18 protein-coding genes are annotated in these 20,928 nt (G+C 51.7%); 6 read left to right on the top strand and 12 right to left on the bottom strand.

Translation table 11 applies throughout. The features are described from left to right. Window positions 1-34 precede the first annotated feature (34 nt). The 3 genes from AAGJ81_12995 to AAGJ81_12985 are packed head-to-tail and all read right to left on the bottom strand — an operon-like array spanning window position 35 to window position 3,281. Window positions 35-1,039, bottom strand: coding sequence for a glycosyltransferase family 9 protein (locus tag AAGJ81_12995; protein MEM0967057.1), 1,005 nt, complete (start codon window positions 1,037-1,039; stop codon window positions 35-37). Then, window positions 1,036-2,310, bottom strand: coding sequence for a glycosyltransferase (locus tag AAGJ81_12990; protein ID MEM0967056.1), 1,275 nt, complete (start codon window positions 2,308-2,310; stop codon window positions 1,036-1,038). The genes AAGJ81_12995 and AAGJ81_12990 overlap by 4 nt, the downstream gene beginning before the upstream one ends. Window positions 2,311-2,339: 29 nt before the next feature. Next, window positions 2,340-3,281, bottom strand: coding sequence for a phosphopantetheine-binding protein (locus tag AAGJ81_12985; GenBank protein ID MEM0967055.1), 942 nt, complete (start codon window positions 3,279-3,281; stop codon window positions 2,340-2,342). Between the two features lie 193 nt (window positions 3,282-3,474). On the opposite strand from AAGJ81_12985, the gene trpS reads away from it, so the two are divergent. The 5 genes from trpS to AAGJ81_12960 all read left to right on the top strand — a co-directional run bounded on the left by trpS (window position 3,475) and on the right by AAGJ81_12960 (window position 8,010). Continuing rightward, entirely contained in the window at window positions 3,475-4,560 is a 1,086-nt protein-coding gene (gene trpS, locus AAGJ81_12980; GenBank protein MEM0967054.1) for a tryptophan--tRNA ligase, read from the top strand. A 3-nt stretch (window positions 4,561-4,563) separates the two neighbouring features. Further along, complete coding sequence (locus AAGJ81_12975) at window positions 4,564-5,136, top strand: hypothetical protein (protein ID MEM0967053.1); 573 nt, start codon at window positions 4,564-4,566, stop codon at window positions 5,134-5,136. Between the two features lie 90 nt (window positions 5,137-5,226). Continuing rightward, window positions 5,227-5,739 carry a dihydrofolate reductase gene (locus AAGJ81_12970; GenBank protein ID MEM0967052.1) on the top strand — a complete coding sequence of 171 codons (513 nt, stop codon included), beginning with the start codon at window positions 5,227-5,229 and terminating at the stop codon, window positions 5,737-5,739. 82 nt (window positions 5,740-5,821) lie between these two features. Continuing rightward, window positions 5,822-6,976: a glycosyltransferase family 1 protein gene (locus AAGJ81_12965; GenBank protein ID MEM0967051.1), complete on the top strand. Its 1,155-nt coding sequence runs from the start codon at window positions 5,822-5,824 to the stop codon at window positions 6,974-6,976. Window positions 6,977-7,083: 107 nt separating this feature from the next. Then, window positions 7,084-8,010: an SDR family oxidoreductase gene (locus AAGJ81_12960; GenBank protein MEM0967050.1), complete on the top strand. Its 927-nt coding sequence runs from the start codon at window positions 7,084-7,086 to the stop codon at window positions 8,008-8,010. Window positions 8,011-8,032: 22 nt separating this feature from the next. Here the strand turns inward: AAGJ81_12960 and AAGJ81_12955 are convergent, their stop codons facing one another. From AAGJ81_12955 to AAGJ81_12930, 6 genes are all read right to left on the bottom strand, one after another. After that, complete coding sequence (locus AAGJ81_12955) at window positions 8,033-8,977, bottom strand: methionyl-tRNA formyltransferase (protein MEM0967049.1); 945 nt, start codon at window positions 8,975-8,977, stop codon at window positions 8,033-8,035. A gap of 253 nt (window positions 8,978-9,230) precedes the next feature. Further along, window positions 9,231-10,646, bottom strand: coding sequence for a ribosome biogenesis GTPase Der (der, locus tag AAGJ81_12950; GenBank protein ID MEM0967048.1), 1,416 nt, complete (start codon window positions 10,644-10,646; stop codon window positions 9,231-9,233). Further along, entirely contained in the window at window positions 10,643-11,839 is a 1,197-nt protein-coding gene (locus tag AAGJ81_12945) for an aminotransferase class I/II-fold pyridoxal phosphate-dependent enzyme (GenBank protein MEM0967047.1), read from the bottom strand. Before AAGJ81_12945 ends, der begins: the two co-directional genes overlap by 4 nt. Before the next feature lie 3 nt (window positions 11,840-11,842). Beyond that, the gene (locus AAGJ81_12940; GenBank protein MEM0967046.1) at window positions 11,843-12,325 is read right to left on the bottom strand and encodes an Lrp/AsnC family transcriptional regulator; all 483 of its coding nucleotides are present in this window, start codon (window positions 12,323-12,325) and stop codon (window positions 11,843-11,845) included. Between the two features lie 42 nt (window positions 12,326-12,367). After that, the gene (locus tag AAGJ81_12935; protein ID MEM0967045.1) at window positions 12,368-12,793 is read right to left on the bottom strand and encodes a DoxX family protein; all 426 of its coding nucleotides are present in this window, start codon (window positions 12,791-12,793) and stop codon (window positions 12,368-12,370) included. 114 nt (window positions 12,794-12,907) lie between these two features. Further along, a complete protein-coding gene (locus AAGJ81_12930) occupies window positions 12,908-15,043 on the bottom strand; it encodes a penicillin acylase family protein (GenBank protein ID MEM0967044.1) in 2,136 nt (711 codons plus the stop codon). On the opposite strand from AAGJ81_12930, the gene AAGJ81_12925 reads away from it, so the two are divergent. Then, entirely contained in the window at window positions 14,990-15,157 is a 168-nt protein-coding gene (locus AAGJ81_12925; GenBank protein MEM0967043.1) for a hypothetical protein, read from the top strand. The genes AAGJ81_12930 and AAGJ81_12925 overlap by 54 nt on opposite strands. A 117-nt stretch (window positions 15,158-15,274) precedes the next feature. Here AAGJ81_12925 and AAGJ81_12920 read toward each other — a convergent pair whose 3' ends face one another. From AAGJ81_12920 to AAGJ81_12910, 3 genes are all read right to left on the bottom strand, one after another. Continuing rightward, window positions 15,275-16,912 (bottom strand): hypothetical protein, encoded by a 1,638-nt coding sequence (locus AAGJ81_12920; GenBank protein ID MEM0967042.1) that lies wholly within the window; start codon window positions 16,910-16,912, stop codon window positions 15,275-15,277. Between the two features lie 158 nt (window positions 16,913-17,070). Then, on the bottom strand, window positions 17,071-20,316 hold the full coding sequence (gene carB / locus AAGJ81_12915; protein MEM0967041.1) for a carbamoyl-phosphate synthase large subunit: 3,246 nt from the start codon (window positions 20,314-20,316) through the stop codon (window positions 17,071-17,073). A gap of 107 nt (window positions 20,317-20,423) precedes the next feature. Then, window positions 20,424-20,780 (bottom strand): DUF3147 family protein, encoded by a 357-nt coding sequence (locus AAGJ81_12910; GenBank protein ID MEM0967040.1) that lies wholly within the window; start codon window positions 20,778-20,780, stop codon window positions 20,424-20,426. Window positions 20,781-20,928: the final 148 nt, after the last annotated feature.

Below are 20,928 nucleotides of genomic sequence, written 5' to 3'. Positions count from 1 at the left end.
CGGCTAAGCGCAAAAGAAACAATATGGCGGCTGATTACGATTGCTGACGATAGACGGACTTGATGCCAGCCATGACTCTATCGGGATGGATGGCTTCAAAGCAGCGCTGCCAACGGGCCTCCCTGCTCTCTCCTTTCAAAGCGGATAAGTCAGAGATAATGGTCTCGACCCTATCCCCGATAGGAGCCCAACGGCGGGGAGAGTGGATCGGATCGCATTGACCCATTAAACAGACAAGCGGGGTTCCCAATGCTGACGCCAAGTGGGCGGGTCCGCTGTCGCGTGAAACGACTACCTGTGCGTTTCGTAAGATCGCAGCGGTAGCCTCCAAGTTATCCTTTCCACAGCGATCCTCCCAAGAAGATGCAGAGATTCCTTTTTCGTGAAAGGCTTCTACAGTCTCAACTTCTGGTTCGGCCCCAATCAGGACGATCTTCCAGCCAAACTCTTCAATGATCTCCTCAGCGAGAGCGGCAAAGTGTTTTGTGGGCCAGCGTGGCTTGTTGCCAAAAGCTGCTGTGTGAAAGACCGCAAATTCACCGATGATAGGCGAAGATTCGTGTGCCACCAGGTGGGGTTCTATCCTTTTGGGTTCTGGGCACCCGATTTTGGTGAGAAGGTCAAAATTGCAAGCGGCTTCGTGCTTGAGGCCGAGGTGGCGTCTGTAAGGGATCGTTTCGTTGAGGGCGAGTCCACCCATCTGCTTCCGGTATCCGATTCGTCGGGGTATGTGTGCAAGTGCCGCTGCAATCTGAAGGTCGTTGTCAGGGTGGAGAAAGACAATGCAGTCTGCCGGATTGTCACTGAAATAGCGTTTCCACTGACGGATACGGTCGGATTTCATTCGCTTTGCTCCTTTACCGGAAGCGCAGGCGACCGGTTCAACGTGTTTCTGTCCATTGAGTAGAGGAGCAATCTCCGGTTGGGCAAGCACGCGAATGTGCGCATTTGGGAAACGTTGCCGGAGCGGAGCGAAAGTCGCGGTTGTGAGGATGACATCTCCAATCCGATCCGTTCGGCTGATGATGATCTCTTTCATTGGATCTGGCATCTTTCCGAATGGACGGTCTCTTTCGGCGAAGGATCGGAGGATGAAGCGAGAATCAAATCGACTAGCTGACCGGTGTTCATGGCAGTGAGAAAATTCGCCTCCACCCACTGTCGAGCATTTTCAGCGAGAGTCTTTCGGGCACGATGATTTCTCCAAAGATCGAGAATCTGCGCTACCCAGGCCTCCGGATCTTCGGCCTCGAGGACAATGCCGGTTTCCCCGTTTTTGATGGCCTCTAGAGCTCCCTCCACGGGGGTGGTTAGCACCGGAATACCGTGGGCCATTGCTTCCGGCAACACATTCGGAAGGCCATCTCGGTTGCCGTCTTCAGAAACCCCGCCCGTAAACAAAAAGAGGTCTGCTCTTGCTAATCTCAGACTCACTTCTTCATGCGGTAGTGCTCCGGTCAACGCGACCTGTTCATTGAGGTGATACTTCTTAATCTCCCGATCGAGACTCTTGCGAAGAGGTCCGTCTCCTATCAGTTCAGCGGTAAATTCTACCTTTCTCTGACTGAGCAGACGACAGGTCTTGAGAAATCGGTGATGTCCTTTCTTCGGCACCAGACGACCTACCGAAACGAGATGAAGTGGCTCCCTCGTTTCGCGGGGTGTGGATTCATCGGGAAGCTCCTCCAGCCCACGGCGGATCACGAATACGCGTTCTCTGGATGCACCTCTTCGTTCGATTTCTTTCGCCGCAGCCAAGGTCGAAGTCCGGATCCAGGCCGCATATCTTATTTTCTCAGCGAGTAAACAGTCACCTCCATTTTGAAAGAGATCGTAAGCGTGGGCTCCAAAGGAAAATCTTGAGCCGGTGAGAAGGTGGAGGGTCAATGCGGTCGTTGCCGGAGCAGTGGCCCAAACCCCGTGGATCCAAAGTGGAGGTTCCTTGGAGACTCTTTTGGCGAGCAGGACTCCCATCCCCATTCCCAGCAGAGTTTCCTGAAGATTGAGAAAGGATCGAGGGAAACGCCCTAGAAGTTGCTGCAAAATGCGAACGAGACCTCTCGGATTGCGAGCCAGCCAATAGGGAAGATGAAACACCAGGCTTAGCAGGCGGTGAAAACGAATCGGCTCTACCTCGATCCCGTCCAGGTTGTGGCCCTTCCACAGGGAGATGACCTGAAGCGGAACTTTTGAAGAAAGGTGCCTTACCTCTCGCTCAACAAAGGTTTCCGATAACCTCGGAAACGTTGTGCAAAGGTAGAGGACTTTTGGGCGATTGACGTTTGCGGTTCGGTGGGGACTGGAGCCCACTGCTGTCGCCCGATGCTACGCCCGTTTCCCTAGGAAGCGTGGACGGAAGCGTGCGCGTTGCCGTTGACCTTGACAACTGGCTCAGCTGGGGAGGTGCCGTTAGTGTGGACTTTGGCGGCTGGATCAGGAGTAGTCTCTTCCTCTGGGACACAGTCGAAGGCGAGAGAAATTTCTTCCGCAAACGCAGTCTTCTCATCGCCTACGGTAATGGTTCCCTCGAAAATGGCAATTGGGCGACGGATCCGCTTCAACTTGACCTCCATAGAGAAAAGGTCTCCCGGTTTGCAGATTCGGTGGCAACGAACTCCGTCGCAGCTCTTGAAGAAAACCGTCTCTGGCGAGACTTTCCCCGGAACCGCAGACCCTCCGGATTTGAGCAGGAAAAGAACGGCAAGCTGGCCAAGTGCCTCAATCATAATTGAAGCGGGGACTACCGGATTGTTTTTAAAGTGTCCTTCGAGAAAAAACTCACTGCCCTCCACCTGGTATTCGCCTTTCGCAGAGTCGGTGCTCACCGAAGCTCTGTTCAAAAAGAGGAAAGGAGGCTGCTGTGGCAAAACGGATGCGATTTCTTCGAAGTTGAGTGAAGCAGCGCGTTTTGGAACTGGGGCTCCAGTCACCTTGCTGTCCATGTAGGCCTGAATGTCTTCCAGCGTCCGAAGCTCCTTTAGTTCTTCGTTCTCGAATGATATGTTGAGTGTTTCCTCGACCAAAATGACGATTTCCATCATGGTGAGAGAATCAATCCCGAGATCTTCAAACAGACGAATGTCGGGCCGACCCGACTTCAGTTGTGGTTTAACCTCTGGCTCAAGAAAACGTTCGATGATTCCCGAAACGATTACCGGCACGAGTTCAGGTCTGGAGGTTTCCCGGTACTCAACGGCAGCCTCGAAAGTCCCCGAGGGGCACCTTTTCAAGGATTCTTTCAGTCTAAGGGTATCTTCAGGAGATAAGGTTGCTGTAGCCACTTTTGAATAGAATTCAAGCGATCACGTCTTCGGTTAAAAAAACGAAGATCCTTGGATGAAAATGAGTTATGCCGAAATTTTGAGTTGAATGATCGGAAGTATTGAAGCTCCTAATGGTATCCTGCAATAGTAATATTACCGGTTGTCTGCAAGTATGACGCAACAATCACCCGGAACGTTCACGAATTTTTGAATGAAAACACCAAAACAGTCGGAAAAACCAGTTACACTCACCTGTGCACAGCCTTCAGGAGCGCTGACCTTGGGCAACTATCTGGGTGCTCTCCGGAATTGGTCAAGCCTGCTCGATGAGTCGGAGTGTTTCTTTGGAATTGTGGACATGCACTCGCTGACAGCAAAAACCGTTCCAGCGGATCTCCGAAAGAATACCCTGTCTTGTTTAGCGCAATACATAGCGTCTGGAATGGATCCTGAGAAGTGCTCTCTATTTATTCAATCGCATGTTACTGGCCACTCAGAGTTGGCATGGATATTGAGCTGCCTGACGCCAATTGGTGATTTGCAGCGAATGACTCAGTTCAAGGAAAAAGCTGCGAGGCTCGGATTCTCAGTGACTGACGAGTCTGCTGAGGAAACTGGGATGCGTTTTAGCCATGAGGGTGCCCGCGCCCAGGCAACGGTCAATTCCGGTCTTCTCTTTTATCCCGTTCTTATGGCGGCTGATATTTTACTGTACAATGCGGACCAGGTGCCAACAGGAGAGGATCAGCGGCAGCATCTTGAACTATGCCGGGATCTTGCCCGCCGATTCAACCACCAGTACTCGGACACGTTCACAGTTCCGAAAGCTCTAATTCCGAAAGCTGGTTCTCGAATACGCTCCTTGCAGGATCCGACTCGAAAGATGTCCAAGTCAGACGATGATCCTCTTGCTACGCTCTTTCTCCTTGATGAGCCAAAAACGATTCGGCGTAAGATCATGTCTGCGGTGACGGATTCTGGATCTGAGATTCGGTCGACTGAGGATAAACCAGGAGTGGCAAATCTTCTTCAGGTTCTGTCTGTGACCAGCGGAATTGAGGTTCCCGAGTTAGAGCAGGAGTTTGTTGGTAAAGGGTATGCGGAATTGAAAACCGCCGTAGTTGATTCCGTTGTCAGCATTTTGGAACCCGTCCAGAAAGACTATGCGGATTTGATGGCGGACAAGGGCTTTTTGGAAGAAGTTCTAAAGAGAGGGGCAGAGGCTGCGCAGAAGCGCGCTTACAAGACTCTTTCAAAAGTCTATCGTAAAGTTGGCTACTATCCGCGGCCTCGTTGATGAATGACGGACCGTTTTGCTAGCCGCTCCTACCGATTCGGTAGCCTGCCCGACTGGCATCCATGGGTTTCCCGATTTTCCGGGGTCCTTTGTTATGGAGCAGCGGTGTTTGCGGGAATAGCGGTTTGGCGCGATTTCTCGTTGATCGGAATAGTTGTTTTTGGTGTCTCGATAGTAATGGGTTCTCTCCTTTTGGTGTTGCCCGAGTATTTTCGCTACTATGCCGCCTTGCGGATGACTCCACCGCTTCCTGATCGAATCGAAGAGGCGTTTGACGAAGTGTTTGAGAACCTGCGCGAGTTTCGGGATGCCTTGGAGAGAGTAGGAGAGATGGCCCGGCAGCCCACGTCGAAAGCTGGTGAAACCTTCGGTAGAGAACGCGAAGACGAATTCGAGGAAGCCCTCTCACGGCTAAAACTCGACTTCGAGGACTTTGCGGAACAGTTGCGTCCACTCCTACCGAATGAGCGGGACGATGCTGAACGGAGACTCCCTTCCGGTTTGCTCGCTAAAGCGCTCTCGGGTGCAGGAAAAGGAAAAGGGTTTCCGTTCAAAGACGCAAAAGAAGACTCTTGAACCCTAGGGTTGAGCATTCAAAAGCTCCGAAGGTGCCGATTCAGCGACGGTTATTTGCGTCGTTCGTGGATTGCGTTTTAACGGTGGTAAATGGCTGAAACTACCCCACCTCCCGGAATGGACCTTCGGGCGATCGTAGCGGTGTCGCGGAATGGTGTAATAGGGGTGGACGGAGGGCTCCCTTGGAAAATCCCTTCGGATGAAAGGTATTTACGCGAGAACGTCCGAGGGGGAGCAGTCATTGAAGGAAGACGGTGCTATGAAAGCCGGAATGGCGGTTTTCCAGGAGCCTTGCGAACGGTCGTTGTGAGCAGCCGTAGAGGATGGAGTCCTCTTGGAGCGGAGAGAGTTTCTTCGCTAGCCGAGGCCTACGCGTCGCTCGCCGGTTTTGAACGAGCAGTTTGGATTGCAGGTGGAGAACAGCTTTACCGGGAGAGCTTTCTGCATTGGCGAGCTCTTTACCTTACTTTGATCGATTCTGAGGTAGTCGGGGACACTTACTTTCCAGACTGGTGCGAGCGGTACACCCGCGAACTGATGAGACGGGAAGGTGTCGAAAACGGGTGGTCGTATTCATTCCTGGTGCTGGCGCCAGGCCGGTAATTGTGACTGAAGATTGACGGAAACGAATGACTTCTGGGTCACAATTCATTCGTCGTCAGGTAGATGAGTGTCTACTGGATTGATGATGAAGATAGCGCTCGTTACCGAGACTTACCCACCACAGGTCAATGGCGTTGCCATGACAAATCAGAGGCTGGTGCGTGGTCTTTTGGCGAAAGGGCATGAGATCACGCTGATCAAACCGGGAAAAGCGAGGAACGGCGAGGAAGTTGAGAATCTAGCGCTCGTGCCTGTTCTCGGAGTTCCGATTCCCGGCTATGCAGGGCTCTCGTTTGGTCTACCTCGCCCTGGTAGGATGCGATCGCTTTTTCAACGAGTTCAACCCGATGTCGTTCACATAGCGACAGAAGGTCCCCTCGGTTTTGCAGCCCTTCGTGCTGCGCGCAAACTCGGCATCCCGGTAACTTCGACCTTCCACACGAATTTTCAGGATTACTGTAAGGATTATGGTTTTCGGTTTTTGGAAGGCGTTACGATGCGTTACCTCCGTTGGTTTCACAACGCCTGCGCTCTAACGAACGTTCCCGACCCGGTCTTGATTGAACGCCTCGAGGAACAGGGAATCCGGAAGCTAGAGATGCTGGGACGCGGGGCAGACACCGCTCTTTTTGATCCGTCGAAGAGAGATCCTGGATTGCGTGCAGAATGGGGTGCTACAGAAAATGATCCCGTCGCGATTTATGTGGGCAGGGCTGCCGCAGAAAAGGATGTACCGCTCGCTTTATCGGCGTGGCAGAGGGCTCGGGAAGTTTTTCCGGGGCTGAAGATGGTAGTCGTGGGTGACGGTCCCGTGCGGAAAAAGCTGGAGAAACGATGGCCCGAGGTGACTTTTGCTGGGATGCGTTACGACGATGATTTGGGGCGTCATTATGCTTCAGCGGATCTGTTTCTCTTTGGAAGTACTTCGGAGACATTCGGGAATGTAGTCGTCGAGGCTCTAGCGAGCGGTCTAGTCGTCCTCACCTATGACTACGCGGCTGGCCGGCAGTTCATTAATTCGGGAGAGAATGGAATGTTGGTCCCGCTGGGGGACCGGGAGGCATTCCAAAGCATGGCAGGAGACCTCGTAAAACATCACGATTCGTGGGGCTCGATTCGACAGGAAGCGCGCAAAACTGCGGAGGGTTACCCATGGACAGCTACGATCAACCTCTTTGAGCAGATGCTTGCGCGCGTCGCAACGGATCATAAGCCAACAAACGCTGTAGAGCAATAGAGATAGCGGAACGGCAATAGCCGTTTCGAAAAGAGGATGATTCACGTGCCCTACAGTTCCATTGGTATTACGATTGTAGCCTTTGTTGCAGTAAGTAAGGTTTCCCTATGAAGGTTTTCGTATTCGGTGCTTCCGGGCTAGTCGGTTCTGCTGTGACAAGGTCGCTCGTGCGTAGGCGAATAGAGACATTCTCCTTTGTTGGAAGTAGGGCTTCAGGCGTAGAAGGAATTGCTTCCGAGAGAACCTTCGACATCACTGACCAGGAATCAGTCGAGCGGTTGATTCTCGAAGAGTGGCCGGACGTAGTGGTCAATGCTGCTGCAGTCAGCAGTCCTGCGGACGTTGATCAAAACCCGTCTTTTGCCGAGAAGGTCAACGTGGCGTTTCCCCGACAGTTGGCAATGCTCACCCGACATCTCGGTGCTCAATTGATCCACTTGTCGACCGATATGGTTTTCGACGGGAGAGAAGGAGGTTACCGGTCGACGGCAGTTCCCAATCCGACTAGTCTCTACGGCCAGCTTAAACTCATGGCGGAGCGTGAAGTGCTGAAGTTTAACTCCGAAAGACCGGTGGTTCTCCGAATTACAATCGTGAACGGCAATAGCGTTTCGGGACAGCGTAGCGTCCACGAGAAGATCCTAAGCGCGGTTTTTGCTGGTGAGAAACCATCTCTCTTCACGGATGAAAAGCGGCAGCCTTGTTCTGCGGAAAACGTGGCTGAGGTAATTGTCGAATTGATTGAGAGAAACGATCTTCACGGGATTTTTCATTGGGCGGGGAGTGAGCCGGTTTCCCGCTATGACCTCGGTAAAGCAATCCTTGAACGGTTTGGTTTTCCTGAGGATTCGATTCAAGCGGCCTCGATCGCTTCGTTCTCCGATTCCTCTACTCGCCCGGAAGACCTTACCCTCGAGCTGGAACCGCTTGCAGGAAAGCTAAAGACAAGGCCGGCATCGCTTCAGGCGCAGATGAGTGAGCTTAAGCCTCCGCCCCATCTCTATCGCTGGATTCGAGAGAAGGGAATCCTGTAGGCTTCCAGACTATCCTTTCCGTTCAGACTTTGCTCCACTGAAGAGGCTGGGATTTTTGAAAGTCAATGCGGCTCCCTTCAATGACTGGAGTTTGGTTTTGGAAATCCTGGAACGGGATCATCTTTCGGGTGGGTCGTTGTATCTTTTTAATGGATACAGAACTATCTTGGCAGGCAATAATTAGACGGTGTGATGCCTCTAAGATGGTGCCGGGGAGTCCGGTCTGGTCGTTCATTTCAATCTGTTCAGCTTTCACAAGTTCTCCGTTCAACAAAAAAGAAGATCCGGGCCATCCGGCGAAAGCCCTTGCACGATTAACAACTTCTTTTGCTGTCATGGAAAAGTCGATTAGACCATCAGCCTTTGTGATCTTGCGGCACCATGTGGCTTCGGAGTGATTTTGCTCCTTCCATGAAAGGGACTGACCGGAAAGCAGGGAAAGAAGAGTGGGGCAGGAATCTGCGACTTTTCTTCTAAGCTCCACACCTGTTTCACTGCTCGTAATCGGAATATCGACTTTCGCCGCAACAGGACCGGCATCCATTTCACGAACGAGTTGCATCAGGCAGACGGCCGTCTCCGTCCACCCTTCGGCAATGGCGGTTTCGATGGGGGATGCCCCTCGTAACAGTGGCAATGGAGAGGCGTGAAGGTTGATAAAGCGATGGGGAGCCAAAGAGAGAATCTTGGACGAAAGAATCTGCCCAAAGGCAAAGACCAAAGCCATGTCGAACGGTGTAAAGTTCTCTAGTTCGGAAGCGGTCAGTTTTTCAGTTTGCAGAACCGGGAGACCAAAGCCTTCAGCAGCTTCGGCAACTGGATTCCGCTGTAGCTTTTTTCCTCTGCCTTTTTTTCGGTCGGTGCCGGTAATGACTCCGCTAACGCTGACGGACGATATATCGCCAGCTGCCAGCACACGAAGAGAGGGTAAGGAGATCGGATCGCTGGAGAGAAAGAGTAGTTTCATGGTTCAACCGCTCCGTAGATAAAGGATGATTGCGAAAATCGAAATCGAAATCGGTATCGAAAGCAGCTGAGACTCGACTGAACTCGCGGTTCGACAAAGCTCACCGCCCTTAGCCTGTCGAAGGACCGAAGTCCGCCCAAGCGGATGACTTTGGCCGTGTCAGTTACCGTAGGCATTCCTGATCATCGGTCTCACGACCGACGCTACGGGGGACGCTTTAGAACTAATATCTAAGTGTCATTAGGCTCAACACCTACCGTTCGTCCGCATTTCGGCGCTCTTTCCCCACTAGTTGAAAACGGATAGGGCTTCCTTCCAGACCAAAGGTGCTGATGATTCCGTTCTCAAGATAACGTCGATAGGTGTCTTCGAATTTCTCGGGTCGGTTGCAGTAAAGACGGAAACGAAAAGGCTGAAATCCTGTTTGAACCGCGTAGAAGACCTTGAACGGCTTGCCGTGCATTCGTTTTGGCGGCCGGGCCTCTACCAAATCGTGGATGGTCCGGTTGAGCTGACCGGTTGGTAGAGTCATGCGTTGGAGGTGATCCACTTTTTCGGCCGTTCCAAGCACAGAGATCGTCTCGAAACCAGTCTTGGCTGAAACAAATAGACAAGGGCTCTGCGGAAGGAAGAAGAGTTCCTTCTCGGCAGCTTTTCGATAGTTGGCCTGAAAATCCTTCGGATTCTTAAAACCTTCTACACCCCCCTTTCGAAAAGCCTCCAACGCCAAATCCCACTTATTTACAACAAGCACCAATGATCGACCCGCTTCGAGGATTTCGCCCGCAAGGGCTTTGTCTTGACGGGTCACACCGGTCATTGCGTCTAGAAGTAGAAACACTACATCGCTCTCTTCGATCGCTCGACGGGTTCGTAGGTTGGAAAAATACTCGACGGAACTATCGACCTTATGCTTCGAGCGGATTCCGGCCGTGTCGATGAGGCGGAATCTACCCGTTCTCCCATCTGGCATGGGAAAATCCAAATTGAGTGAAATCGAGTCTCTCGTGGTGCCGGGGACGTCGCTGACTATGAGTCGTTGAGAGGACAGGAGATGGTTGGTGATGGATGACTTTCCTACGTTTGGTTTTCCGACAAAGGCGATTCGAATTCGACTTTCGGTATCCGTCCCCCGATTCGGCGAAGCATCTTTTGGTAAAGCTACTCCAACTGCCCGCAGGAGCTGTCCGATGCCGATTCGATGCTCAGCTGAAACGGGTAGGGCGTTTCCAAATCCGAGTTTAGAAAACTCGTGAATGTCATTAGCGACGTTTTCATTGTCACATTTGTTGGCTACTACAATCACTGGTCCCCTCGCATCTTTGCGCAGTCGGGAGGCGATCTCTTCATCGAGTGGAACAATTCCTTCCCTCCCGTCGACGATGAACAGGATCACTTCAGATGACTCTACCGCGACGAAGACCTGCTCTTCCACTGCATCTACAATTCTCCCCGGCGCATTCTCTTCTGGTAATCCGATCCCCCCGGTGTCCAGCAAGGTGAAGCGGTCATCGACCACACGCTCCATTACGTCCCGGGTCACTCCCGGCTTGTCGTGAACAATAGCTTCGCGTCCACCACTAATCCGGTTGAACAAGCGGCTTTTTCCTACATTGGGACGGCCTACCAGAGCGACTTTTGGAAGGGCTTCCACCGTGGCCTCATTCATTGTGAATTCTGCACGAATCGTTCGATACGATCGGCTGCCTCGCGAAGCCTGCGAAAACTGGTTGAAAAGCTGGCTCGCACGTAACCCTTTCCGCTCTCGCCAAAGGCGGTCCCTGGAACGACTGCTACCTCCTCCTCCTCGAGAAGTTTTTTAGCAAAGGTCATTTCGTCCATTCCGGTTTGGCGGATGTCCGCAAAGGCGTAGAAGGTACCTCTTGGCAGGTGACAGGGAAGGCCTGACTCGTTGAATCGATGGACAAGAAAGTCTCTCCGGTCGCGATACTGATCCTTCATCTTTTCAACACTATCCTGTCCATTGCGAAGAGCTTCACAGGCAGCTTCCTGGCTGAGTATCGGAGCACACAGCATCGAGTATTGATGCACCTTCATCATGGCTTCGATTAACGCCGCAGGACCAGCAGCGTAACCGATCCGGAACCCAGTCATCGCGTAGGCTTTTGAAAAGCCATGGAGGAAAATCGTCCGCTCTTTCATTCCCGGAAGTGATGCGATACTTAGATGTTCACCTTCGTAAGTAAGCTCAGCGTAGATTTCATCACTAAACACGAGAAGATCCTTTTCGCGGGCAAAGGCGGCTACCTGTTCGAGGGTTTCTCGATCAACGGTTCCTCCTGTCGGGTTGGTCGGGAAATTGAGGACCAGAATCTTGCAGCCAGGTTCCCAACATTTTCTCAACTGTTCCGGATCGAGACCGAATTGGTTGTCTGCGGACGTGGGAATTGGGATGCCTACACCGTGTGAAAGCCGGATACTCGGAGAATAGGAGACGTAACAGGGCTGGTGGAAGAGGACTTTGTCGCCAGGGTTTACCATCGCGCGAAGAGCAAGGTCCATCGCCTCGGATACCCCAACTGCAACCAGAACTTCCTCCTCCGGAGAATAGGAAATGGAGAATTTCTGCTCCAAGTACTTGCTGATTTCTTTGCGAAGCCGGAGGAGACCTTTGTTGTCCGTGTAAGAGGTTTTCCCTCTTTCCAAGGCGAATATTGCCGCTTCCCGAATGTGCCACGGAGTCACAAAATCGGGCTCTCCGATCCCGAGGGAAATTGCCTGAGGCATTTTTGCAACGATCGCAAAAAAGTCCCTGATTCCCGACCGTGGTAGGTCAATCACGTGATCGGCGATGAACCGGGCCGAGTCACCAGTCCGGTTTGAATGTTCGGAACTGGACATAGCCTAGGGGCTTACCGCTGGTTTCTCGGATGCTCCTTCTTCAAGAAGGAGGAGGTGGCCTTGTTCCTTGTAAGGGCGTAGCAGGAAGTGCGTTGCAGTAGAAAGAACGCCACCGAGGGTGGCGAGTTTCTCGGAGACGAATCGCGCCACGTCTTGAAGGTTTTTTCCTCGAACAATCACCAACAGGTCGTAAGCGCCAGACATCAGGTAACACGTCTGCACTTCTTCAAATTTACTGACACGGAGGGCGATTCGATCGAAGCCTCCTTCTCGCTCTGGGCTGATCCGCAACTCAATCACAGCAGAGACTCGTTGCTCTTCTACTTTTTCCGGGTTTATTACTGGCAACCAACCGAGCAAGGTTCCGTCTTGCTGAAGTTTCTGGATCTCCTTTTCTACCACTTCGGGCCCAACGCGAAGAACTTCCGCCATCTCAGAAGTGGAAAGGCGTTCACCGCGAAGGAGAAGATTGAGAACCGAACTCATGGTTAGGGGTCTAGAATGAGTAAAAAGGGAGTGCTGCTTAGGTCAAAGTTTCTGACCAATCACAGGGATTTCTTTTCGATGGATAATCAAAATGATTAAACAGGATACAAAGATGGTAACGGCCAGCGCGAAGAGCGATCCTCCGTCAGACTCGCCATTGATGGTAAGGACAATACCCAGCTTGGTCAGGTGGGCGCCAATGGCACCAGAGATCACTCCGAGGGCGAGAATTGCTCCGTAAACAACTGTTTTGGGAATGAGAAGCAGGATTCCGGCAATAAGCTCAAAAACTCCGCTCAGATACCTGCCCCATGGCTCAGCATTCAGTTGAGAGAATATGTAGACACTCTCCGCTGCGCCGGTAAATTTGAAGAACAGCGTTTGCAGTAAAATGAAAGCTGCGAGTAGGCGGAGTATCCAACTAACGATTTTAACGGGAGTTGAGTAGGACGGAACGGAATTGGTCATAAGGCAGAGGTAGTGGTTTCCTTTCTCAGGAACAAGTGGGAAGTTTGAGGTGAAATCTCCCGACTATGACGGATTCTATCTCACAAGCTCGGTTTGCTCCTTCGGTTTGCAATCCTACTGCAAGGGTTCCAATACAATTTTTCTGCGAAACTGCGTCTCGACCGTCTTGATCCGCAGTGGGACTTTCATGTATTTACCCTCCTGCCAAAGGCGGATCTGATCGTCAAAGTGCGCGCTTCCAATCCATCCATCCTGTCCGCCAAAGAGGACAAACCAATTGTCGTCGGCGTCTGCCATGGAGGAAATATGACGTGATTGAGAACCATATCGTGAAGTGTGGGGTTCCGTAATTACGCTATGAGCGGTTTTGTAGATGGTCTCACGGGAACCGGGAACCGGAAAGCGCTGGTAGACAAAACGATCGCCAACCACTGGAAGTGCCTTAAGGATGTGGCCAGCTTCGATGAAATGTAGATCACCCCAGGTCGGATATTCGTCGAACCGTGCTTCTGCTTCTGCGAGGCTGACGGTGATTAGCTCTTCTTTTTCACGATCACTGAGACCGGCCAGATCGTCGAAGAAGCCTGTGGCTACGTAACGCCAATCGCTGAAATACGAGGAACCAAATTTATCGCTTGGAAATTGCTCCAGAAGACTGGCCAGCCACAGCTCAAAGGCAGCTGCTCCTTCTGAGTTGACGTCATAGTTTCCGTCCCAGGAATCAATTGCCTGCATGATAGGTGAATCCGCATCAGTGGAATTCCAGTCGACTAGGAAACGAGCAAGCTTGAAGGAGGCCGGTGAGAAGACATCTTGCTGCAAACTCATCAGGTCCGAAACCGTCCACTTTTCACGCGTTTCCAGAAGCTCAATCAACCGATCAATCCGTTCCGACTCGTTGAATAGATAGCCGATCGGTGGGACCATCTCGACCGGAAGGTTATTCGCCGAGGCAAGAAACCCAGAGGAAGGGTCCTTGATTTGCGGGAGTTCGTCTGAATCGAGAATGACATCCCAGTCATCGCGAACGTCGTCCGGGTCGAGCACAATGTCCGCGAGTTCGTCGTAACTTCTTTGGGGCAGGGCGACTGCGAGAACCATTCCAATGCTTCCAGAGTCGTCGACAGCGATCATGTTCTGCCCGGAAACCGAGTAGCCACCAAAGGCAGAAAGAAACTCGTCGACACTCTGCCCCCGGTTTGCGTTGAGGAAAGCCGTTATCTCATCGGATGGTTGGTGACCCATCCAGCGGAGGGCGATGGTTTCTCCAGGTGCAGCGGGAAAGACTTCGGAATCGCTGAGGATTGGTCCAAACTCAGTTTCTCTAACTTCGATTTCACGGTCAGGCCAAAAACGGATACCCACGGTTTCGGTGCGAGTCTCGGTGATCGGCAAGTTTGTTGCGTCGATGAGCTCAGAGCTGGCTGCACGCATGTTGGTGCCACCCCACGCGATGTTCTCATTGCGGCCAAGGCCGAGAAATGGAAGACCGGGAATCATCAGTCCAACTGCGTGGTAGTTGGGAGATTTCATACCAACAACGGTCCAGAAATTGGGAAGAGCTTGGCCGAGATGAGGGTCACTTGCGATCATCGCGTGACCGTCTGCAGACCGATCAGCTCCAATCGCAACCGTATTGCTGCCACTACGACTGGACGATAGAAGAATTTGGGAAATTTGCTTTCGCAGAAGGTGGGAATCGTCTGGAGCATGCTTTCCGGTAGGCTGGGATCCTTGAGAATCACCATGGAGAAATGTTCCCTCCTCCTTGTTGGCTGATGAAAAGCTTGTGGTGCTCTTGCGGCTCACGAGGTTGGCGTGGTCGAGAATCTCCGGAAACTGTGCGGTTCCTCGTTCGGAGAGGAGCGAGATGAGGGTGAGCCAGTTTACATCGGTTCCCGCAAGCCTTCCGAAGGTAAGTAGATCCTCAACGGTAAAGGGCTCACGCTTAAGGCCAAGAAAGCCAAATTCCGGCGGGACCTGCGGAGATCGTTCAATTGCTGTATTGATACCTCGGACATAGGCTTCCAACCAGTCTTTGGTGGAAGGTTCCAGAAGCGCTAAGGTGGCCTCGGTTGCCTTCCCGAAGTCGAGTCTCCGCAAGGCATCGTCTATATCGGCGGCGATGGGTCCTGCCATTTCCGAAAGCCTTGCCTGAGAGATCATCCGTAAGGTGGTCAATTGACCTTCACGAAAATGACCGTGAAAGAGGCCAAGGGCAAAAGCGAGGTCGTTGTCGGACTTGGCGATAATGAACGGGACGAGGTACTCGTTCCAGTATATCTCTATGGGAGCTTCGATCGGGAGATTGCTACTGGGGAAACTAGAGATCCGGTTCTCGCTGGATACTTGTTTGGGAAATAGCGCGCGGCACCCAACTCCGAGAAAGAGAAGAATGAGTATAGCGACCGTTGCTGAACAAACGGCCGTAGCTGCCTGAAGTATTCTTTTGACTCGCAAGGCAGGGATTTATCAGAGGCCTTACCGACTGCTTGGGTCCGCCTGAGCAAGCCCGAACTGAATCAGATCACCAATAAAAGAGGACAGGTACAGTCGGGCAGTGCTGGAAGCGAGCATATCCCGTGTGCGGGCGTAATTCTCAGAGTCAGGACCAAGTTCCGGGGCCGTCCGCGAACTGACAAAAAGGAAGTTACCAGAGTCTCCTGTAACTACCATAGAGGAAACCTCTCCGTCTGGTAGGCTTTCTGCGCGTTGAAGAATTGAGCTGTCCATTCCTTCCGGAATTTCTTCCCAGCTTGCTCCCGTGAAGCTTTCGATTGAGAGGCCTAGAGTTTCAGCTGCGCTTGAAAAGGTACTTCCTGCAGCAATCTTTTCCGAGAGCTCCTTCTGAACTTCGGTTCCTTTCGCAACGAATGCTTCCTGCTCGGCACTTGCTCTGAAGTCCGCGGTCACCTTTTCTTTTACCGCATCCAACGTGGGAATGGAGGATGGAACGATTTCGCGAAGAATCAGGACGACGATATCCTTGTCTGTCGACATGGGGTCCGAGTAGTAACGGATCTGGTCCAAGCGAAGTGCCTCATTTTGAGCCGATTGAGGAAGGCCGGCGTTCAATGGAAGGGTGGTGCCTACCATCTCTGGTAATTCCTCTAAATCACCTGAAAAGGCATCGACTGTCTGTTCAAATTCCGGGGTTCCATAGTCGATCTCCTGATCGAAAAGCGCGTAAACAAATTCGGCAGAAGATTCTCCGGCAACGGTTTGTGATTGTTCAGCCTTCCAATCTGAGACGACACGATCGCGGACATTCTCAAGATTTGGCAGCGCGAGCGCAGGGTCTTCCGCATCTGGATCGATGTAGTCCGAACGGCGGTTGGAAAAGAACTCCTCTATCTGATCTTCAGTGGGTTCTTCAGATGTCTCAGCGAATTTCTGGGGGTCGAAACGGACAACGGAGAGAAGTCGAGTCTCTGGAATCCTGTAAGCTTCGACTCGCTGCTCGAAAAACGCGTTTAGATCTTCTTCGGAAGGTCCGGTCGGGGCTGGGACACTATCTGAGGACAAGGTGGCTACCGACAGATCGTAGGTTGCGGCTGTCCGACGAGCCTGCTCTTCGATTTCAAAAGGTAGAGTGAATCCAGGAGCTGCAATAGCACTCATGAGTTGCTGAATGCGATAGTCGTTGCTGAGTGTTCTGTCGATCGTTGCCTCGTCGAATTGCCGGCTGAGTTGGGTGAGGTCAAGAAAGCTGGTGACGCGTGTCGGGTCAAAGATTCCCTCGGAATCTTGGAAAAAAGGGATGGAAGCTAGATACTGGACAAATGCTTCTTGGGAAGGCTCGGGAATTTTTGCGACATCGGCAAGGTGAAGGAGGGCGGCCCGCGAAAGGATTTCCTGTTCCAGCATTTGCTGATTCTGTGGTCTTTGCCCCCGCGTAACGATAGAGCTGACGATTACCTCCTGAATAAGGCCACGGGTTTCTGACTCAGAATTCAGGTCATAGCCGTAATAGTCGCGGGACGAGACGCCAACCTCGCCGCTTACGCACCCGGGTGTCTCTCCGATCACGAAGACAAATGAGACGATCACAACCGCTAAAAGGAGGATGAAGATAAACCGCCCCTTTTTCTCAAGGGTGTTCTGAATCCAAGAAATCATCCTCTCTTTTGACGCATGGAACCGAGTGGTGTCAACCAGCAGAAAGCCCTGCTACCAGGTCGGGATTAGCCTTGTCAAAAATTACTCACGGGAATTTTGCCCTTTAGCTTTCCAACCTTTCCTCGCGGTTGAGGGAGATCCAAGAGACGGGCGCGACCTTAGTTAAGAGTTTTTTTGTGTGCTTTGCGGGTCATCTCGACAAATTCTTGTATCGAACGGACCTCAATGGGCTTCTCTCTTATGGAACGAATCCCCTTCACGGCTGCTGCTGCACCTGAAAGCGTGGTCATTATACAGATCCGATGGAGAATTGCCTCCCGTCTGATGACTCCTTCATCTTTTCGCGGCATCATCCCGACAGGGGTATTGATGATCATCTGAACGTCATTGTTCTTGATTAGGTCGGACACGTTTGGTCGTCCTCCGTCGCTGATCTTCTCGATGGTAGTGACCTCAAAACCGTTATCTTGCAGAAATTTTGCGGTGCCTCGTGTGGCGACGATTGAAAATCCGAGATCAATCAGGTCTTTGACAATCTCGACACTTCTTTGCTTGTCCGCAGGTTTCACCGAAACGAAAACATTGCCTTCTTTCGGTAAAGGCGGTTGCACAGCCATTTGGGTTTTGGCGAATGCAATGCCGAGATCCTCGTCGATACCCATGACTTCGCCAGTGCTCCGCATCTCAGGAGTCAGAACGATGGGCGCCCCCAAGAATCGTGAGAACGGAAAGACCGACTCCTTAATCGCAAAGTAGGGCGGGGTGACTTCTTTGGTAAATCCAAGGTCAATCAATTTCTCTCCTGCCATCACCCGAGCAGCATACTTTGCGAGTGGGACACCGGTTGCTTTGCTAACAAAAGGCACGGTGCGGGAAGCTCGAGGGTTTACTTCTAGGAGGTATACTTCATCGTCTTTGATCGCGAACTGGATGTTCATTAAACCAACGACTCCGAGAGACTTTGCCAGTTTATGGGTCGCCGTCCTCATTTCGTCTATCAGTTCATTTTTTAGGGTGTGCGGCGGTAGAACCATGGCCGCGTCTCCTGAATGGACGCCTGCATACTCAATGTGCTCCAGCATTCCGCCAATGACTGTGGTCTCGCCGTCGGATATGCAGTCAACATCCACTTCGATCGCGTCTTCGAGAAATTTGTCGAGAAGGACAGGTTTGCCGGGAGCCGCATCGAAGGCCTCTCTTACGACGGCCTTGAGCTCCTGTGTGTCGTAAACGATGAACATTCCTCTTCCTCCAAGGACGAAGGAGGGCCTGAGCAAAATTGGGAAACCGATTTCACCTGCCATTTCATAGGCTTCCTCGGGAGAGATCGCTGCCTTGTTCACGGGTTGTTTCAGTCCGGTTTTCTCAAGAATCCTCTTAAACCTTCCCCGATCCTCGGCGAGGTCGATATTGTCAGGTGAGGTGCCGATGATGTTGACGCCGTGAGCTTTTAAGTCGGTCGCGAGATTCAACGGAGTCTGGCCGCCGAATTGAACAATCACTCCTGAGCACTGTTCCTGTGAGTAAATCTCAAGCACATCCTCAAGGGTAAGTGGCTCAAAAAAGAGTCGGTCCGAAGTATCATAGTCTGTCGAAACGGTTTCCGGATTTGAGTTGACCATGATGGTCTCAAATCCGGCTTCACGTAGGGCGAATGAGGCATGAACGCAGCAGTAGTCGAACTCGATTCCCTGTCCGATACGGTTTGGACCTCCCCCAAGGATCATAATCTTTTTCCGGTCAGACTTGGTGATCTCGTTTTCATCACCGTAGGACGAATAGTAATAGGGAGTGTAGGCCTCGAACTCGCCTGCGCAGGTATCCACCAGGCGGTAGGTCGTTTTTATTCCGAGCCCCTCCCTTCTTTTGCGAACAGTTTGGCGGGTGGTGTCGCAGAGTCTCGAAATTTGCTGGTCGGAAAACCCTGCTTCCTTGGCTTTTCGGAAGAATGAAGAATCAAGCTCATCGAAGTCTGTTGTTCGAAGCTCTTCTTCAATTTCGCAAATCTCTCTTAATTGATGAAGAAACCAGACGTCGATAGCGGTGATTTTGTGAATTTCTTCAATGGAGAATCCGTTCTTCAAGGCGTTGCGCACGTGAAAAGGGCGCAAGTGAGTAGCCCTCGCCAGGCCTGAGCGAATTTCCTCCTCTTCATGACTATTCCACCGGTCATCTGCAAATCCTTCGATTCCGATTTCCATCGAGCGAAACGCTTTCTGGAAAGATTCTTTAAACGTTCTTCCGATTGCCATGGCTTCCCCAACAGACTTCATCGAAGACGTTAGGGTGTCATCTGCACCGGGGAACTTTTCGAAAGTGAATCGGGGAATCTTTGTCACAACATAGTCAATACTTGGCTCGAATGAGGCAGGGGTTTTGCGCGTGATATCATTCGACAGCTCGTCAAGACTGTAACCGACAGCCAACTTGGCCGCAATTTTTGCGATTGGGAAGCCGGTTGCCTTGGAGGCCAATGCCGAACTTCGCGAGACGCGTGGATTCATTTCAATGACGACCATTCGTCCGGTTTCCGGATCGACTGCGAACTGTATGTTGCTTCCTCCTGTCTCAACGCCTACCTCGCGGATACAGGCAAACGATGCGTCGCGCATCAGCTGATACTCCTTGTCTGACAATGTCATCGCGGGTGCGACCGTTATGGAATCTCCGGTGTGGACTCCCATTGGATCAAAATTCTCGATAGAACAAATGACCACGCACTGGTCCTTATGGTCCCTCATCACCTCCATCTCGTATTCTTTCCAACCGAGTAGACATTCTTCGATCAAGACTTCATGCACAGGCGATAATTCAAGGCCGTTTTCGACGATATCGACAAATTCGAGTCGATTGTAGGCAATTCCTCCACCGCTTCCGCCTAAAGTATAGCTGGGACGAATGATCACGGGAAAACTTCCAAGTTCTGAGAGTGCCTCTTCTGCTTTAGCCATGGACGAGACGGTTCTGGATCGCGCAACGTCGAGACCAATCTTGAGCATGGCCTCTTTGAAGAGTTCTCGATCTTCGCCTTTTTCGATCGCTGCAAAATTTGCACCGATTAACTGGACGTTGTATTTCTCTAAAATTCCCTCGCGGGCGAGATCCATGGAGAGATTTAGTCCGGTTTGTCCTCCGAGAGTCGGGAGTAGGGCGTCGGGCTTTTCTTTGGCAATAATCTTTTCTAAAATTTCGGGTACGAGGGGCTCTATGTAGGTGACATCGGCAAACTCCGGATCCGTCATAATTGTGGCAGGATTGCTGTTCACCAGGACAACCTTGTAGCCTTCCTCTCGCAGAGCCTTGCATGCTTGGGCACCACTGTAATCAAATTCGCAAGCCTGGCCGATTACTATGGGGCCGGAGCCGATGATTAGTATGGTTTGGAGGTCGTCTCTTTTTGGCATTAAGCGCAAGATGAAGGATCGACCCTACAGGATGAAGCAAAAACTATGACTTTTGAGGTTTCGTCTTTTTTCAGGTCAAATCCGATGGGGATCCACCGGTATCCGATCTATACACGTTCAAGTTTTTGTAAGATCCATAGGGTGAACGCGTAGGCAAGAGCAGTAGTAGCGCAGGAGATAAAAAGGGAGATCCAGAAGTTGAGTCCAGATCGAAGGAGTAGGGGTAATGCGAAGAAAAAGAGACAGGAAGGGAGAATGAGCCACAGTATACCCGTTGCCAGCGATGCGATCTGTTTAGTATTTCCCGTGTCGAGATATAGCCAGATGATAGCAAGGAGCGATGTCAGAGGGATCGAGGCGATCAGCGCACCCAAGAGGCCGGATTTTTTTGCTACTTCGCTCACAACTGCGACAACGAGAGCGGAGATAATGACCTTTGTCAGAAAAAAGAGTAGTGGATTCATCCGATTTTACCCGAAGAGATTTTTTCTGAGTCCTCCAAGAGTGGAGAGTCCCCGCCAGTTTGCCCCTCTCATGGGCTTGGGTCCCGGGGGTCTTACGGAAGCGGGCGGCGGCTGGGCCACAGCCTGTTCTCTGACGAAGGCTTCTGAG

Source organism: Verrucomicrobiota bacterium (genome assembly GCA_038744685.1).
In the GTDB taxonomy this organism is placed as follows: Bacteria; Verrucomicrobiota; Verrucomicrobiia; order Opitutales; family Puniceicoccaceae; genus Puniceicoccus.
The sequence above is the reverse complement of the archived record's forward strand: the minus strand, read 5'-3'. Positions and strand labels throughout refer to the sequence as shown.